12 protein-coding genes are annotated in these 17,604 nt (G+C 45.0%); 8 read left to right on the top strand and 4 right to left on the bottom strand.

Features of this window, described 5'->3' with window-relative positions:
* Positions 1-94: 94 nt before the first annotated feature.
* From ACFGVR_RS07365 to ACFGVR_RS07380, 4 genes are all read left to right on the top strand, one after another.
* Positions 95-1,144, top strand: a complete 1,050-nt coding sequence (locus ACFGVR_RS07365) for a DUF6588 family protein (RefSeq protein WP_448702100.1) — start codon at positions 95-97, stop codon at positions 1,142-1,144.
* A gap of 107 nt (positions 1,145-1,251) precedes the next feature.
* Entirely contained in the window at positions 1,252-2,145 is an 894-nt protein-coding gene (cysC, locus tag ACFGVR_RS07370; protein WP_448702101.1) for an adenylyl-sulfate kinase, read from the top strand.
* Between the two features lie 328 nt (positions 2,146-2,473).
* Entirely contained in the window at positions 2,474-2,926 is a 453-nt protein-coding gene (locus tag ACFGVR_RS07375; protein ID WP_448702102.1) for a PepSY-like domain-containing protein, read from the top strand.
* Positions 2,927-3,097: 171 nt separating this feature from the next.
* Positions 3,098-4,798 carry a T9SS type B sorting domain-containing protein gene (locus ACFGVR_RS07380; protein WP_448702103.1) on the top strand — a complete coding sequence of 567 codons (1,701 nt, stop codon included), beginning with the start codon at positions 3,098-3,100 and terminating at the stop codon, positions 4,796-4,798.
* Here ACFGVR_RS07380 and ACFGVR_RS07385 read toward each other — a convergent pair whose 3' ends face one another.
* The gene (locus ACFGVR_RS07385; RefSeq protein ID WP_448702104.1) at positions 4,799-5,944 is read right to left on the bottom strand and encodes an acyltransferase family protein; all 1,146 of its coding nucleotides are present in this window, start codon (positions 5,942-5,944) and stop codon (positions 4,799-4,801) included.
* A gap of 78 nt (positions 5,945-6,022) precedes the next feature.
* On the bottom strand, positions 6,023-7,942 hold the full coding sequence (nagB, locus tag ACFGVR_RS07390) for a glucosamine-6-phosphate deaminase (RefSeq protein ID WP_448702105.1): 1,920 nt from the start codon (positions 7,940-7,942) through the stop codon (positions 6,023-6,025).
* Positions 7,943-8,043: 101 nt separating this feature from the next.
* Between nagB and ACFGVR_RS07395 the strand changes: the two genes are divergently transcribed.
* On the top strand, positions 8,044-9,237 hold the full coding sequence (locus ACFGVR_RS07395) for an anhydro-N-acetylmuramic acid kinase (protein ID WP_448702107.1): 1,194 nt from the start codon (positions 8,044-8,046) through the stop codon (positions 9,235-9,237).
* Here the strand turns inward: ACFGVR_RS07395 and ACFGVR_RS07400 are convergent.
* Complete coding sequence (locus ACFGVR_RS07400; RefSeq protein ID WP_448702108.1) at positions 9,234-9,980, bottom strand: DeoR/GlpR family DNA-binding transcription regulator; 747 nt, start codon at positions 9,978-9,980, stop codon at positions 9,234-9,236. The genes ACFGVR_RS07395 and ACFGVR_RS07400 overlap by 4 nt on opposite strands.
* Positions 9,981-10,236: 256 nt before the next feature.
* Here ACFGVR_RS07400 and ACFGVR_RS07405 point away from each other — a divergent pair, with 256 nt between their 5' ends.
* Genes ACFGVR_RS07405 through ACFGVR_RS07415 form a run of 3 tightly spaced genes read left to right on the top strand, consistent with a single transcriptional unit; the run spans position 10,237 to position 15,828 of the window.
* Complete coding sequence (locus tag ACFGVR_RS07405; protein WP_448702109.1) at positions 10,237-13,353, top strand: SusC/RagA family TonB-linked outer membrane protein; 3,117 nt, start codon at positions 10,237-10,239, stop codon at positions 13,351-13,353.
* Positions 13,354-13,357: 4 nt separating this feature from the next.
* The gene (locus ACFGVR_RS07410; RefSeq protein WP_448702110.1) at positions 13,358-15,001 is read left to right on the top strand and encodes a SusD/RagB family nutrient-binding outer membrane lipoprotein; all 1,644 of its coding nucleotides are present in this window, start codon (positions 13,358-13,360) and stop codon (positions 14,999-15,001) included.
* A 23-nt stretch (positions 15,002-15,024) separates the two neighbouring features.
* Positions 15,025-15,828: a DUF4397 domain-containing protein gene (locus ACFGVR_RS07415; RefSeq protein WP_448702111.1), complete on the top strand. Its 804-nt coding sequence runs from the start codon at positions 15,025-15,027 to the stop codon at positions 15,826-15,828.
* A 448-nt stretch (positions 15,829-16,276) separates the two neighbouring features.
* On the opposite strand, the gene ACFGVR_RS07420 is transcribed toward ACFGVR_RS07415, so the two are convergent.
* The gene (locus tag ACFGVR_RS07420) at positions 16,277-17,602 is read right to left on the bottom strand and encodes an amidohydrolase family protein (protein WP_448702112.1); all 1,326 of its coding nucleotides are present in this window, start codon (positions 17,600-17,602) and stop codon (positions 16,277-16,279) included.
* Between the last annotated feature and the right edge of the window lie 2 nt (positions 17,603-17,604).

Here is a 17,604-nt window from a genome sequence, read left to right on the forward strand (position 1 = left end):
CCGTTGTGTTACAGGTAAACAATGATCTTCCCTGCTGTAAATATCCCTCGTCAGTTAATAGTGGTTTAAATTTAATGGACTAAAATATCCGGATATGAAAAAAGTTTTGATACTCGCTGCAGCGCTTTTTATCAATATTGAACTAGCTAAGGCCCAGAGCAGCTATGGGAGCATATTTGTGAACGGCCCGGCAGATGTAACTAAAATAATGCGGGCTTTTTCTCCGCCATTTTTTAAAATGTATGGAAATGATCTGAACAGCGGCTGGGCGACAAGTGCCCAGGTGAAAAGAAAATTTCATTTTGAGATCAGCGGAAACGCGACGATCGCTTTTGTTCCTCAATCTGAAAAGACCTACGATCTTAATGACCTGGGTTTATCAAACAATATCAAGCCAAACGATCCCAATAATACCATTTCGCCAACTTTTGGAGGGATAGGGATAGGTACAGCAGCCGTTGATATTTATGCTTTGGATCATGTGCACTATATTACTCACAAATTGCCATCGGCGGTAAGCCAATATTTAGTAACTCCGCAAATACAGTTAGCCGTGGGCCTGTGGTATAATACTGATATTATTATACGTTTTGTTCCGACAAGCAGTTTAGGGTCTGAATATGGGAGTGCTACTACAATAGGCTTTGGCGTAAAACATGAGTTAACGTCAGACCTGGGGAAAGGTAAGCCAATGCCTTTTGACCTGGCCGTAGTATTTGGCTATACCCGGTCAAATTACAGTTATGGGCTAACTGTTTTACCCGAAGCCGGCGCGCAGCCCAAAGATCCATCGCAAAGTACCGATTTTAGTAATCAGCAACTTGCCGCACATCTTAACAATTTTAATGTTGGGGGCATCATCTCTAAAAAATTTGGAATGATCGCACCTTTTCTTTCGGTATCTTATCAAAATACAAACGGCGCTATAGGGATGTACGGTAATTATCCGTTCACTAATGATTATGTTGGCGGCAAAAATGTTTATACCACCTTTACTGATCCTGTGCAGTTTGAGGAGACCAGTTTGAGCGGTATACGCGCTGATATTGGTTTGCAGGCCGAATACAATTTTATTAAAGTATTTGGGTCGGCCGGCCTATCTCAATACCTGTCGGTAAGCGCAGGCCTGGCGCTGCAGTTTTAGTAACGATGGTGCAAAAATTACTCATCTGTATATCTGCACATTAAATTTGCTCATTTGTAATTCGAAAAAATAGCGTAATATTATACTTTATTAACCACCGATTACTGATGATTACCGACCTGGTACTTAAACTTTACAAGCTTGACCCGCTGATTAAACGAAATGTGCTTAAAACGGTTTCGTGGCGTATCATTGGCTCAATTGATACTGTTGTTTTAGGTTGGTTTATTACCGGTAATTTAAGTTTTGGCCTAAAAATTGGCGGTACGGAACTGCTTACAAAAATGCTGCTGTACTACGGTCATGAGCGGTTTTGGCAAGGTATTAAGCTGGGGTTACCATCGCGTAAGTACCAAAACCAGCTGGTTAAAAAAGAAAACAAGGAGCACCTGTTTAAACAAACCGGCCGCGTAACCCGGCAACACAGGGAAGAACTGAACAATAACCCGGCATTTACGCTATGGCTAACCGGCCTGTCGGGTTCGGGTAAATCAACCGTGGCCAATGAGCTGGAGTTATGGATGTTTGAGCAGGGTATGCGTGTTTATATATTGGATGGCGATAATACCCGGCTGGGCATTAACAGCGATCTGACCTTTTCGGACGATGACCGTGCCGAGAATATCCGCCGCGTGGCCGAAATATGTAAACTGTTTAACGATGCCGGTACGGTAGTGATCGCTTCGTTTATTTCGCCGTTCATCAACGATCGGTTGCTGGCTAAAAACCTGGTTGGTGCCGATAGCTTTATCGAGGTTTACACCGACTCGAGCGTTGAAACCTGCCAGCGCCGTGATACCAAGGGTCTTTATAAATTAGCGGTGGAAGGCAAACTCAAAAACTTTACCGGTATAAGCAGCCCTTACGAGGCCCCGGTACAGCCTGATATCCATTTACAAACCGACAATACATCGGTTGATGATTGTTTAGCCATTGTTAAAAAATACCTGGTATCGCAAAAAAAGATCAGTGCGGGCCATGTATGGCACCAGCAGGCATAACGCGTTACTATTGTACCGTTGTTGCCGCCAGGTAACAGCCATGATGCGGGTAGACAAATCAAATATCAAATTTTCAATGTAACGCAGATAGGGTCGAATTATTCGCATATATTATCTTGTTTGTTTAAATTATTGGTAACCCAATGGCTAAAACTATTGAAATATCCTTAAAAAAATATGCGGATGTTCGCTGATGATTGAATAATTGCAAAAATATTTGATATAAAATGTGATAGTTTTAAAAATTTAATTAATTTGTTGATAATTAGATAATGTACTATCTTTGCTATTGAAATTAATTTATTAAAACAATCAAATCATTATCATTATGAAAAAAGTATTAATACTAATTTCTATCTTCTCATTAGGATTTGGATTTTATGCCAAGGCGCAATATATAGGTACAGATGATCTGCCTGCTGACATCACCCAGGATTTTTCGGCTAAATATCCAAACATGACCAAGGTAGATTGGGAAAAAGATGGCAAACATTATAAAGCAACTTTTAGTGTTGACCAATGCGCTCATCAATTGGTGTACGACCAAAACGGCAAAATGATAGCACAACAATTTGGCTTGCCGGTATCAAGCCTGCCTGCAGATGTATTTAACGGGTTGAAAAAGAACTTCCCCGAGTTGAAAATAGCAGAAGTGGCCCAGCTTGAAGAAAAAGGAAAAGTATCGTACAAACTGAGCCTTACCGACGATAGCAGCAGCACCGAAAAGGTGTTTATGACCCCTGACGGTCGCGTGATCAGAACGATCATTGATCAGCAATAAGATACCTTATTTACTACTTATAAAATAAAAGTCCCGGGTTAAAACCCGGGACTTTTTTTATTTGTATATTGGTATACAATTTATGTAATATTATACGTTATAAGTTCACTGCCGTTGAATAAGAACCCTGGTGTTGAGCCCTTCAGGTATAGTAACTTAATTTTTTGCTTGATGAATAAATATATATTCTTATTCATTACATTTTTTGCTTTTTTAGAGGCTGCTGCTCAAAACTGTCCACCTAATATTGGGTTCGAAGATGGCAACTTTACTAATTGGGTATGTACCGCGGGTACGGTTGATCAGAATGGTGTTTTAACCCTGAACCAGGTGGGCCCGGTGCCGAACAGGCATACCATGTATTCAAAAGCCGGTAATCCGGGAGTTGATGCTTATGGTGGGTTTTCGCGCATTTGCCCTAACGGCAGTAATTACTCTATACAGTTGGGTAACTCTGATGTGCCGTCGATAGCCGAGCGGATCTCGTATACTTTTACTGTGCCTGCCAATCAGTCAGACTATACTATTTTTTACAATTATGCCTGCGTATTGCAGGATCCGGCACCGGGAGGCACAAACCACACAACCGAACAAAAGCCTTTGTTTTCGGCGCAGATATATGATGTTGTTACCGGCCAGTATATCACCTGTGCATCTTTTTCATATAATGCGGGGTCGGCTTTGCCAGGGTTTAAACAATCATTTTTTAACAACAGCAAGGGTATAGTTTATTATAAAGACTGGACACCTGCAAGTATAAACCTGCGTGGTTATGGCGGCAGGGTTATGCGGCTTGAATTTACCGCCCGGTGTTGCACCCCCGGCGGGCATTTTGGTTACGCTTATTTAGATGTTAACGAAGGCTGCAGCTCGGCCATTACGGGTAACGCGTTTTGCACTAACGAAAAATCGTTAAAACTGTATTCGCCGGCCGGGTTTGATCAGTATTACTGGTATAACGAAGATTACAGCAAACTACTTGGAAAAGAATACAGTTTGACAATTACGCCGCCGCCTGCAGATCAAACCAAATATAACCTCATTATTGTACCGTTTGCAGGCTTAGGCTGCCGCGATACTTTGCATACTACAGTTAATGGTATTAATGCTGAGTTTGATTTTAACCTGCCCGATTCTATCGCGATATGCCCGGGGGCCGGCACCGTTGATATTACCAAGCCCTCCCTCACGAGGGGGAGCAGCCCTAACCTGACGTATGCCTATTATACCGATCCGGATGGCGTTAACTTTTTACCTAATCCCACGTCATTAAATCCGGGCACGTACTATGTTAAGGCCAGCAATCCGTTTGGTTGCACTAATATTTTACCTATAAAGGTGGTTATCAGTACGCCGATATTTAACCCGGTGAGGCCGGCGCCTGTTACCTATCCCGCAGGTATCGACCTTTCGAAAACATTTACTGCCGATACCAGCCTAACCTATTCTTACTATAAGGATGCATTGGCTACGGTGCCACTTACCAATTTCAATAACCTGCATTATAGCGGTATTTACTATATCAAGGCAACTAACAAGTTTGGGTGTTTTACGATGAAAGCAATTTCGGTAACGGTGAATCCGCCGCCACCGCCAACCATTACGGCACCTAATACTTTTACACCAAATAACGATGGTGTTAACGATAATTTTCAGGTTACGATAGTTGGTTACGGCACCTATAAAAACCTTAAGATTTACAACAGGCTGGGCGAGCTTTTATTTACCAGTAATAGTATTGATACCCCATGGGATGGTAAGTACGAAGGTAAGCCTGTGCCCAATGGCACCTATTACTGGCTGCTAACGGCCGTTAATACCTATTTCCGTACATCCATTACTGCATCGGGCTATATAGCAGTTATACAATAGCTATACTTTAATAATGATCTTGCGGTTATACATGATCCATAAGATGAGCATAAAAAGCAGGTTAAAGCAAATGGCCCATGCTAACGATGCGTTAACCGGCGAAAAATACGGCTTAAATACGGTTTGAAAAATATATTGGCTCAATGTTACTTTTTGGGCCCCTACATGGAACTGACCAAGTGTCCGCACCAATATAGCCGAAAACGCAAATACAAAAATAGCATTCACGCCGTAAACCACAGCCGGTTTAACAAAACGGTTATAGCCTTGCACATCAATTAACCAATAGCAAAAAGCTAAGCCTAAAGTTGCCAGGCCACCGGCGTACAATACGTACGAACTTGTCCATAAGGCTTTATTGATGGGGAAGAACAGATCCCACAGTAAACCTAAACAAACCGCACCAATGCCGGTGCTGAACATCCAGGCCATTTTTGTAGCGTCGTCTCTATCCCTGCGTTTTAACCAGGTGCCTATCAATATACCAAACAGTGTGGTTCCGCAGGCCGGGATTGTGCCTAAAAGTCCTTCCGGATCCCATACTTTAGATTCTTTCCATAGATGGGCCTCCCCGATAAGGGTACGGTCGATCCATGCGCCAAGGTTGGTTTCGGGTTGCAGGTTAGCAGGTCCAAAACCGGGTACGGGTACCAGTGTCATGATCAGGTAATAGCTGATGATCAATATCCAGAACAGCCAGAATTGGGTTTTGCGGGTTGTTTTTAAGTAAATGCTTCCGCAGATGCCAAATACGATGCCAATGCGAACCAATACCCCGGGGATACGCATGGTACGCACATCGAACGCATGATGCTGGGCAAAATTGTAAAACGGAAAAGCGGATAACAACCAACCTATTAGCATAATGGTTAGGGCGCGCCGCCAAACGTTGCGCATTAACTTACCCTGCAAAGCAGGGTCGGCCTTTTTGGTTTCCATCGCAAAAACGATAGATACACCCACAATAAACAAAAAGAACGGGAATATGAGGTCGGTAGGGGTGCAGCCATTCCAGGCGGCATGCTCAAGCGGTGCATAAATATGACCCCAATCGCCGGGGTTATTAACCAGTACCATAGCAAATACGGTTAGTCCTCTAAAAACATCGAGCGATAGCAGGCGGTTAGGAGCCAGGTTGTCTTTCATGGTAACAATTGGTTTATTAAAGATAGTTTATTTTCAGGTCAAAAACATACTCACCATTCAAGCTCGTCTCACCCGCTATCAGTACCTGTAGCGTACAAAAGCCTCCATCGCCTCGTACTCGGCAAGGCCAAGCGTATCATACTGGCGGGCAGTATCGCGGTTGCGGTCTTCGGCACGTACCCAAAACTCGCGTGCGTCTTCTCCCGGGAAAACCGGCCTGTCCTTTTGCGACTGGTGTTTGAAGATCGCGTTGCGTTTGCGTTCCACCTCTTGCGGGGATAGCGGAACCGCCATCTCGATCTCGTGAACATCAAACTCAAACCAGGCGCCGCGGTAAAGCCATAACCAGCAATCTTTAACCCAGTCTTCAGTTTCTTTTAAACGTTTAAGGGCGGCCAAAATAATATTAAAGCAAACCAGGTGTGTGCCATGCGGATCGGCAAAATCGCCTGCGGCAAAAATCTGCTGCGGTTTAATTTTTTGCAGCAAGTCCATAGTCAACTTAATATCGGCCTCGCCAACGGTGTTTTTTTGCGTTTTGCCGCTTTCGTAAAAAGGCAGCGCCATAAAGTGGATATGGTCATCCTCTAAACCCGCATAACGGGCTCCCGATATGGCTTCGCTTTTGCGGATAAAACCTTTTACGTCCCTAACTTCGGGCGTATCAACTTCGTTAGGTTGTTTGGCGGCAATAAACCTGCGCATGTCTTCATATATTCCTTTTAACCTGCTGTTATCCTCGCCTATACTGTGGTTAAAATCGATAGCGAACTCCATATATCGCAGCACGTCATCATCCCAAACAGCGGTATTGCCCGATGTTTGGTAAGCCACATGCACGTCATGCCCCTGGTCAACCAGGCGTATAAAGGTGCCGCCCATTGATATCACATCATCATCAGGATGCGGCGAAAAGATAACCGACCGTTTTTGAGCAGGGTAAGCGCGCTCCGGGCGATCACTGTCGTCGGCATTGGGTTTACCGCCCGGCCAGCCGGTAATGGTGTGCTGTATCTGGTTAAAAATATCGATGTTGATGTTATAAACCGGCCCTTGTTCAACAGCCAGCTGCGCCATGCCGTGGTTGTTATAATCGTCTTCGGTTAGCTTTAATACCGGTTTGTTTACGGTGCGGGCCAGCCAGATAACGGCTTTCTTTTTCAAAGGATTATTCCAAATACAATCCTTAACCAGCCACGGAGTATCAAAACGGGTTAATGAAGAAGCCGCGCCGGCATCCAGTACAAACTCCACATTATCTGATAACTGCAGGAAAGTGGCCGGTACATCGCCAGATATTTCGCCCTCAACGGCTTTTTTAATAATAGGCGCTTTTTTCTGGCTCCAGGCCATCAAAATAATTTCGCGTGCCTTGAATATGGTGCCAATACCCATGGTGATGGCTTTGGTAGGTACGTTGGCCTTGCCGCCAAAATCGCGCGAAGCATCGTTACGGGTCAGATCGTCAAGCGTTACCAGGCGCGTGCCCGAGTTTGGAGCAGAGCCAGGCTCGTTAAAGCCGATGTGGCCCGTACGGCCAATACCCAGTATCTGCAGATCAAGCCCGCCCAGGCTGTTTATCTTTTGTTCATAATCGTAGCAAAAGGCCTGGATATATTCTTTTTTTAAATTACCGTCGGGTATGTGGATGTTGTTTTTGTTGATATCCACATGGTCGAACAGGTTTTCGTTCATAAAGCTCACATAGCTTTGGGCGGCAGTGGGCTTCATGGGGTAATACTCGTCGAGGTTAAAAGTAACTACGTTACTAAAACTCAGATCCTCCTCTTTATGCATCCGCACCAATTCGGCATAAACACGCAAAGGTGTAACACCGGTTGCTAAACCCAGCACGGCCTTTTCGCCTTTTTCTTTTTTGGATCTGATCAACGCTGCAATGCGCTGGGCAACTTTTACCGAGGCGGTGGCCTGATCGGGATATACGGTTACCGCCAATTTTTCGTAGCGGGTTTCTTCTAATAAATTTAATCTGGCCATATGATAAAGCAAAGGTAAATTTGAAGCAAATATATCAGAACCATGCACATACATGCATAAAAAAAATAATTTATGCGTAGGTATATTTTTATCTTTGGCTAATGCAGCAGCTGAACAGTAACCTTAAGAAGCTAACCGATATTGCTTTAAAACCAGAAAAATTAGGTATAGGGCTCATGTCGGGCACATCGCTTGATGGACTTGATATTGCGCTGTGCAGGTTTACCGGCAATGGTTTACACACGCAATTTAAATTGCATGAATTTGCAACTTTACCTTACGGCGATGATTTTAAAAACGAAGTGCGCAAGGTGTTCTCCAAAAAAACGGTCGACCTGGAAAAGCTTACCCTGCTGAACGCTTATATTGGCAGCTTTCATGGGCGGCTGGTGCTGGATTGTTTAAAAACCTGGAATATCGACCCACAACAGGTTGATTATATCGCCAGCCATGGCCAAACTATTTACCACGCACCAAAGCGGTTGCACCTGCAGGCAAATTATCCGAATGCCACCCTGCAAATTGGCGATGGCGATCATTTGGCGGTGAAAACGGGGATATTAACCATAAGCGATTTTAGACAGAAGCATTTAGCCGCTGGCGGTGAGGGCGCGCCACTGGCTTTGTATGGCGATGTATTATTGGGCAGTAAACCCGGCGAAAACCGTATTTTATTAAATATGGGAGGGATTGCCAACTTAACTTACCTGCCGGCCGATGGTGATGCTGAAAAAATTAGGTGTACTGATGTTGGCCCGGGCAATACCTTGATTGATGCGGCCAGCCAAAAATATTTCGACAAAGCTTTTGATGAAGACAGTAAAATCGCCCTTTCGGGGAAGGTGAATGATGCTTTATTGAAGGCATTGCTTGCTCATCCGTTTTTTAATGAAGCTTTCCCCAAAACCACCGGCCCCGAATTATTTAACCTCGGCTATGTTGAACAGGCGCAACTGCAATCGCGTACGCAAAACATCCCGGCAACGGATATAGTAGCTACATTAAGTGCCTTAACGGCGATCGTGATTGCCGACGTGATCAAAAATAATTATCCCGTTAGTGATCTAAAGTTGTTTGTGAGCGGCGGCGGTTACCGTAATCCATTTATAATGAAGCAACTGAAAGAGGCTTTGCCGCAAGTGGCCATTGAAGGCACACAAGATTTGGGCATCGACCCGGATGCCAAGGAAGCGATTTTGTTTGCCTTATTAGGTAACGAAGCACTATGCGGCGAACCTATCCCGATAGGCAAAAACCCGGCAGTACTGATGGGTAAGTTTAGTTTCCCGGTTTAGTATAATTGAATGTTTTCGCGGCTGTAAGCCTGTAGTATCTGGTCTTCGGGCTCAATATCGGTTATCAGGTAATTGATCTGGTTTAACTCGCATACGCGCATCCGTTGGGAGGTGTTGAGCTTTTCGGCAATACACATTACGGCCAGTTTGTTGGATGAGCGGATCATTGATTTTTTTACCTGAACGATATCAAGGTCAGAATCGGTAACGCCATCACCCAACGAAATACCGTTGGTGCCTAAAAAGCAAATATCAAACCGTATTTCGTTTAAATAACCTGTAACCTGAGGGCCAACGCATACCTGCGAGTTTTTTGAAAATTGCCCTCCTATTAATATTACCGTAATTAAGGGATGATCGGCCAGTTGCAGGGCAACCAGCGGACTGATGGTAAATATAGTGGCAGTAAGTGTTTTAGGCAGCACGCTAACCATCTCGATCATGGTAGTGCCGCCGCCTGTTAAAACCACCATCCCGTCTTTGATCAGTGTGATGGCTTTGTGGGCTATTTTCTTTTTGGCATCCGCAGCATAAATATCGGTATGCCTGAAAGGGTAATGATACGAGCGCGACAAGGCGCCGCCATGCACCTTAACGATCTCACCGGCTTCGTCCATTTCGTTCAGATCGCGCCGTATGGTATCCTCAGATACGTTTAATTGCAGGGCAAGATCGGCCGAAAGTACCTTGTTATGTAAATTAACCTCCTTAATAATAAGCGAGTGGCGTTCTTTTTTTAGCATAGCAGTTAATTAAAAGCAGGTTTAGGTTAAAAATTGCGCGTTTGTGCACGTATCAAAAATAAAATTGTATAAAATATGCAAGAAATAAAAATTAATTTGCATAAATTAGCCTTAATAACTCGCAATTTGTAAAATTATTGCGTTTTATTGCAGGTTTGAAAGAATGATCGCATTCGAAAAAACTAACAGTTGACCTGCAGGACCAATAACGCACCAACTAACATAATATATTAACGACCCTTAAACAAACCCATGTATGAAAAAAAGTTTACTCATTCTTTTCCTGGCGATGTGTTGCTGTACCATTGAGGTGATGGCTCAAACACTGATTGCCGGAAAAGTAACATCCAGCGACGACGGCGTGCCCCTGCCGGGCGTAACCGTAAAAATTAAGGATACAAAAATTACAACTGTTACCGATGTATCAGGTGCTTACAGTATCAGGGCATCCAGCGGCCAGGTGCTGCAATTCAGCTACATCGGCTATCTTCCGCAAAACATAACCGTAAAAGGTACCGCACCTATTAACGTATCGCTTCAATCCGATTCGAAGTCGTTAAGCGAAGTTGTGGTAACAGCCTTCAATATTCCGAGGGATAAGGCCAGCTTAGGCTATTCGGCACAGAAGGTGGCGGGCGATGATGTATCTCAAAGCCAGCGTGAAGATTTCTTCGGTGGTTTGCAGGGGCGTGTGGCCGGTTTGTCGGTTAACAGTACCAACGGTAATCCCGGTGCTTCGGCGCAGATCGTGCTGAGGGGTTTTACCTCTGTGAGCGGTGATAACAACGCGCTGATCGTTGTTGACGGTGTACCTATTAACAATACCACGCTTAACCAAACATTTGCATTGGTAAGCCAGGGTGCCAATCGCGATCAGGATTATTCAAACCGCGGTATGGATATCAACCCTGCAGATATTGACTCGTACACGATAATGAAAGGCCCTGAGGCTACTGCACTTTACGGCAGTGCAGGTGCTGGCGGTGCGATATTGATCACCACTAAAAAGGGCAAGGCAGGTGCGGCAAATGTTACCTACAGCACTTCGTACCGGATAGAAAAGCTGGTGAAATTTCCACAGATACAAACGGAATATAATACAGGCACTGTAGGCGGCGTTTTCGATGGTACATCGTCAAGCTTTTTTGGTCCGAAGTTTTTGCCTGGCACCCAGATATACGATAATTTCAACAATTTCTTTCAGACCGGCAGAGCCATGAAACACAATATTTCTGTTGACGGCGGTACAGATAAGCTTACCTACCGCTGGTCAAACGAATACAGCGATAACAAAGGCACTATTCCCTCAACTGAATATCAGCGTTTCTCTTCCCGCTTAACAGGTAGCGCCGTAATATCGCCGCTTATCAAGGTTACCACTTCCATGAACTACATCAATTCGACCAATGACAAGGCTTACAAAGGGCAAAATGGTATATTGATGGAGCTGATGCGTTTTAGCCCGGCCTTTGATATTCGCAATTACCAGGATGTAAACGGCAATCGTATAACACATCAGTCAACCATCTACGGCGAATTTGATAACCCGCTGTGGAGTGTGAACAAAGATCCTCAGCAAGATAAGGTTGACCGCTTTTTGGGCAACGTTAGCATCAATATTACTCCTACAAAATGGTTGGGTATTAATGCTATTTTCGGGGCAGATATCACATCTACCAATGGGTCTAACGTTTACAACGGGCAATCTTACAAAGGCTCGGGTTCGTCTACCGCTCCAACTGGCGGTTATATACTCACCTACCAGGATCTTTCCAAACTGTACAACGGCTCGCTTACCGCTACCGCCAAGTCGAAAATGGGCTCAATTACCGGTACTTATATTATCGGTGCTACTTTTGATGATTTTAACAGTACCACCAATTCACAGTCGGGTAATAAGTTTTATGATCCCAACTTTTACAGCATTAACAATACGCTGCCAACTACACGCCAGGCCGCAGTTAACGTAGTGCGTTACCGCGATGTGGGCCTTTTTGGGCAGGCAATATTTGGTTATAAAAATTTACTTTATTTAACACTGACCGGCCGTGTTGACGGTGTTTCAAAACTGATGCCAAGCATCAATGCGTCTACAGGTGTTAAAGCCGACGGTGATCCATACTTTGCTTACCCATCGGGCAGTTTGGCATTTAACTTTACCGAACTTGAGGCGGTAAAAAAGGCCCTTCCGTTTATTGATTATGGCAAACTGCGTGTATCGTACGCATTAACAGGTAAAGGACCTTTCAGGCAGTATGCACTGGGCAGTGTTTACAACGGCGCCAATACCACAGGCGGCGGCTATGCCTTATCAGTTAACGGCGGTAACCCTGATCTGAGACCCGAAACCACCCATAATTTTGAGACCGGTGTTGAAATGCAGTTTCTTAACGGCCGTTTGGGTATCGATTTCAACTACTATAACCTGGAAAGTATCAACCAGATCATTTTTCCGCGTTTAAGCTACGGCAGCGGGTTTGTGCTTAAACTGCTTAACGGCGGCGAGGTGCGCAACCGCGGTATTGAGGTTGTACTGAATGGTACACCTGTAAAAAGCCGCGATTTTAGCTGGGATGTTAACCTGAACTACTCGCAAAACCGCGGTACTGTAATTTCGCTTGCCGACCAATTGCCGGAGTTGTATGACTCTGACACCCAGATCGTGGGTTCATTACGCAGCGCCGCCTGGCCGGGAGCAAGTACCGGCAACGTGACCGGCTGGAAGTATGACCGTAACAAATTCGGACAGGTGGTCATCAGTTCATCAACAGGCTTGCCCATTGTATCGGATCTTACCTATTATCCGATCGGCGACCGTACACCAAAATTCACTTTGGGTATTGTTAACAAGTTTACCTACAAACGCCTATCCTTCTCTATGCTGTGGGATCTGCGCTACGGTGGCGACGTGATCAACCAAACGGAGTTTGAAGCCTATACTAAAGGTATCAGTATTAAAACGCTTGACCGTGAGACACCACGCATAATTACCGGTGTGCTTAATGATGGCCTGCAAAATACAGATCACCCTACACCTAACAACATTGCTATTACGCCGTACTCAAACTCGGGTTACTTTACCAACCCTGCCCCTGAGGTTTTTGTGGAACATAACATCAAAGCATTCAGGTTGCGCGATGCTACCATCGCTTATGATCTGCCACAGTCGCTACTGTCGCGTACAGGATTCATTAAAAACCTGAACGTATTTTTCACAGTGACAGATGCTATACTGATCACCAACTATACAGGCCTTGATCCAGAAAGTAACTCGCTTACAGCAGGATCTGGCGGTATCGGCGGTTACGGTATCGATTATGGTAACATTGGCAAACCCATTGGTTATAACTTAGGTTTAAGAGTAAAATTATAAGATAATGAAAACGAAGAAAATATATATCACCTTAGTGGCAGTGCTTTTAGTAGCCATTGTTACAGGATGTAAAAAATACCTGGACATTAACAGCAACCCCGTGGTGCCGCAGGTTGTGAAAGCCGAACTGCTTTTACCACCTATTGAGTTTCAAATGCACGATGACATTTGGCAGGATTACACCAGGGTAATATCAAAATACACACAAAACCTGGCTGGCGTTACCACAACAGCCGCCACCCTTGTTTGGGAACAACAAGGTTATGCATCTGCCAGTGACGTAAGCGGTGTTGACTGGCGCATGTGCTACTTTGATATGGGCCTTAACCTGGAGAATATGATCAAGGATGCCGAGGCTAATCAAAAGTATGAGTATGCCGGCATTGGTTACGCTATTAAGGCCTGGACCTATCAGATCACTACCGATCAGTACGGAGCTATCATTCTTGACGATGCTTTTACCAATAAGCTGACCTATTATTACCAGGATCAGCCCGACGTTTACGCCAGGGTTGAGCAATGGAGCCAGAAGGCGCTTAAATATATGAGCATGACCAGCCCGGTAAGTTACGCCGCCCAGCTTTCGGGCCCTAGCGGTGATGGTATTTACAAAGGCGATATGAGCAAATGGAAAAAGTTTGTTTACGCCCTGCTGGCAACCCATTACGGTCACCTGATCAACAAGACCGATTTTAAGGGAAAATATGCCGACAGCGTTGCGAAATATGTCGACCTTTCATTTGCTAATGAAACTGAGGATGCAACCGTATTTTTTCAGGCATCAGGAACTTCGGATAATAACCTGGCGGGGCCAACCAATGCAGGCAGCTCAACATCGGGTGTTTTAGGTACCAGCAACGCTTACTGCAGGCAAACCACTACCATACTTGGCCTACTAACCGGTGGTGTGCGCGGTACCCCGGTGCCAAACTCAACCACATCGTTAGATCCACGTCTTAGCCGATATTTAACACCGGGTACAGCCACTAACGGTACAACTAACCCAACCGGTACGGCTTACATTGCCGTAACACCCACCAAGGGCAGCGCTACTACCAACGTACCTAATATTTTAGGCTCACTACCAAGCGGCGGAACCTTGTTTAACGGTCGTTACATTTTTACAGACAGGGCACGCTGGCCTATTATGACCTACGCGCAGCTGCAGTTCATCAAATCTGAAGCAGCCTTTGTTAAGGGTGATGCAGCAACAGCTTACACTGCTTATATTAACGGTATAAAAGCCAGTATGGATTTTTATAACCAGTATGGCCGTACTCAAAGCCTGCCCGATCCGGCCATAGCCACTACTGAGGTAAATGCATACCTGGCATCGAGCGAGGTTGCGCAAAATGCGGCATCGCTTACTATTGCCGATATTATGCAGCAAAAATACATAGCACAGTGGGGTTGGGGCAGTATTGAAACCTGGTGCGATTTGCGTAAGTACCATTACAGAGCAGACGTATTCCGCACGTTTTACCAATTGGCACCAGGCGACTTTGCCGGCACCAACGGAGGTAAATATGCCTACCGCTGCAGGCCGCGCTATAACTCAGAGTATGTTTGGAACCTGGCCGAGTTAACCAAATTTGGTGGTAACCTACCTAATTATAATACACAGGAGATGTGGTTCAGCCAACCGTAACATTAACCATTTAACTTACAAAAATGAAAAAGATATTCATTATACCATTTTGTGTTATTGCCGTCATCCTTATCATAGCCAGCTGTAAAAAAGGCATACTTGACTATGGCGATACAGTAAAAGTGACCGATAACCAGGCGGCGCTGAGAATAAACTATGTATCGCAATATGCGAATAACCGATCAATAGTTATAAAAATAAACGACCAGCCTGTAAGCGCTCTTATTACCGCCCGTACGCCGTTTCCGGGCGGTGGCTACAACACCGGCGGCGGGAATACGGCCGATTTTTTGGCGGTGACCGCGGGTACTGTTAAAGTATCGATCGTACAGCCTAAAAAGATCTATGATGGTACCGATTCACTGGTTCTGTATACTGCAAATTTCCAGCTGACCGCAGGCAAAAATTATGTGGTGCACATTACCGATACAGCGGCTACCACCAAATCACTGCTTACCGAAGAGAACCTGGTGAGGCCGGATACAGCTACCTGCCGCCTGCACTTTGTGAACCTGATACCCAACGTTACTGCGCTTGACCTTTACTACGGTACAGCAACAACATCCGATCAAAGCACGGATTCGCTGCTGGTAGGTAACCTGCCTTTCCTGCAAAACAGCCCCGATTTTTTATTAAAGATAGCTGGCGCTAATAAAACTTTCAAGATACGTGCAGCGGGATCGGCCAAAACATCGGCAACGGTACTGGCCAGCTATTCTACCACAAGCGTGCCGGCCAACCAACGTGCTTTCACTGCCTTTGCAAGCGGGTACAGCGGTAAAACCAATACGCAAAAACCGTACATATCGTTCTTTCTCGTCAAGTAGAGGAGCGGTTAGTACGATATCAATTTGAAACACATTGTTTAATATATAGTTGATAAGTGAAAGTCCCGGTGGTTGCCTGCCGGGGCTTTTTTTTGTTTATATGCCCAATTTTTCGTAAATTTAATGCTAAGCGCGAGGCCAGAATCAATGATTGAAGGATTGATTTTTGAATGATTGAATAAGAAGAATATTTGAAAAATTTCTTACAATTTCCCCCCCTGTTTAAGAATCAAGAGGCAAGAATCAGGAATCAAGACAAAACAATTTTTGGAAATACCCACATTTACCCATGTGTTCAGCCGCAGTTACAGCGTGAAGATCTGGATATTGTGAAAATACCGAAGAATCCCTATGTGTTTGGTGTTGCCGGCCTAAGTTTATAGGCAATAAAAAAAAGCGATGAGCTTTTAAACCCATCGCTTAATTAAGAGGAATATAAACAGAATATTTAATCGGCTTTTAGGCCGTACTTGTCGCTAAACTTACGGTATAGTTGCTTGTGCAGGTTATCGAGGTTGATATCGCGGCCTTGTATAAAGGCTTTGGTTACATCGAGGGTGATCATATCCAGGGCATCGCCGTTTGAGATGAACAGGTTGGCATCTTTACCCGTTTCAAGGCTACCTGTGGTTTTATCAATACCCAATATTTTGGCGTTGTTGAGTGTGATCATGCTTATGGCTTGTTCTTTGCTTAATCCATAACCAACTGCCTGGCCCGCTTCGAACGGCAGGTTACGCTGGCGCCAGAAACCGATACCTGTTAGCCCGTAGCTTACACCTGCATCCTGTAATATTTTAGGCATTTTGTAGGGCAGGTAAACATCGTCGTCATCTTTTGGTGGTAAAGCCTGGGTTTCTTTCAGGATAACGGGTACATTGTTTTCCTTTAAAACATCGGCTTCCATATAGGCTTCTTTACCGCCTACTATAACCAGTTGTACGCCGTATTTTTTTGCGAAAGCAACAGCCTGCAGGATCTCTTTGCTGCCATCGGCGTTTACAAACAGTTTTTTGCTGCCGTTAAATAAACCGGCCATAGCTGCAAACCGCAGGTTTTTAACGGTTATTTTGGCATCGGCGTAAGCTTTAGCCTGTGCAAAGTAAGCATCAATATTATCTAAGGCTTTTTGAGCACGTTCGGCAGGGGTTTCTGTGGTGGGTGCAGCAACAGCTAAACCACGAATACCGCCGCCACGGCGGCCACGCCCTGCTGACGAAACCGGCCAGGTTAAATGTATACCGATATCGGCTTTGTAAACGGCGTCTTCCCAGTTCCAGCCATCGAGCATCATCACCGACGACTGGCCCGATATGGTACCACCCTCGGGTGTTGGTTGTGCCAGCAGGATGCCGTTTGAACGTACAGTCGGTATTACTTTCGAATCGGTATTGTAAGCGATCAGCGAACGTACGTTCGGGTTCATTTCGCCTGTTTCGTCATTATCGACGGTACCCCTCGCGCCTTCTTCAATTTCGATGAGGCCCAGGGTAGTGATGGGGCAGATAAAGCCCGGGTAGATTTGTTTACCAGAAGCATCAATAACTTTGGCGCCCGATATGGCCGGAGCAGCGCCTGAGCCTACTGCGGTAATTTTGCCTTTATCAAAAGCGATGTAGCCGTTATCAATAACCTGGCCGTTACCTACGTGTATAGTAGCGCCGGTTATTACAATTGGGCCCGATTGTGGTTTGGCAGGCGATATGGTTGCCTGCCCGTAAGTAAGGATAGTGCCCAGCAATAATCCTCCTAAACTTAAAAATATTTTTTTCATCG

The organism is Mucilaginibacter aureus (genome assembly GCF_053514885.1).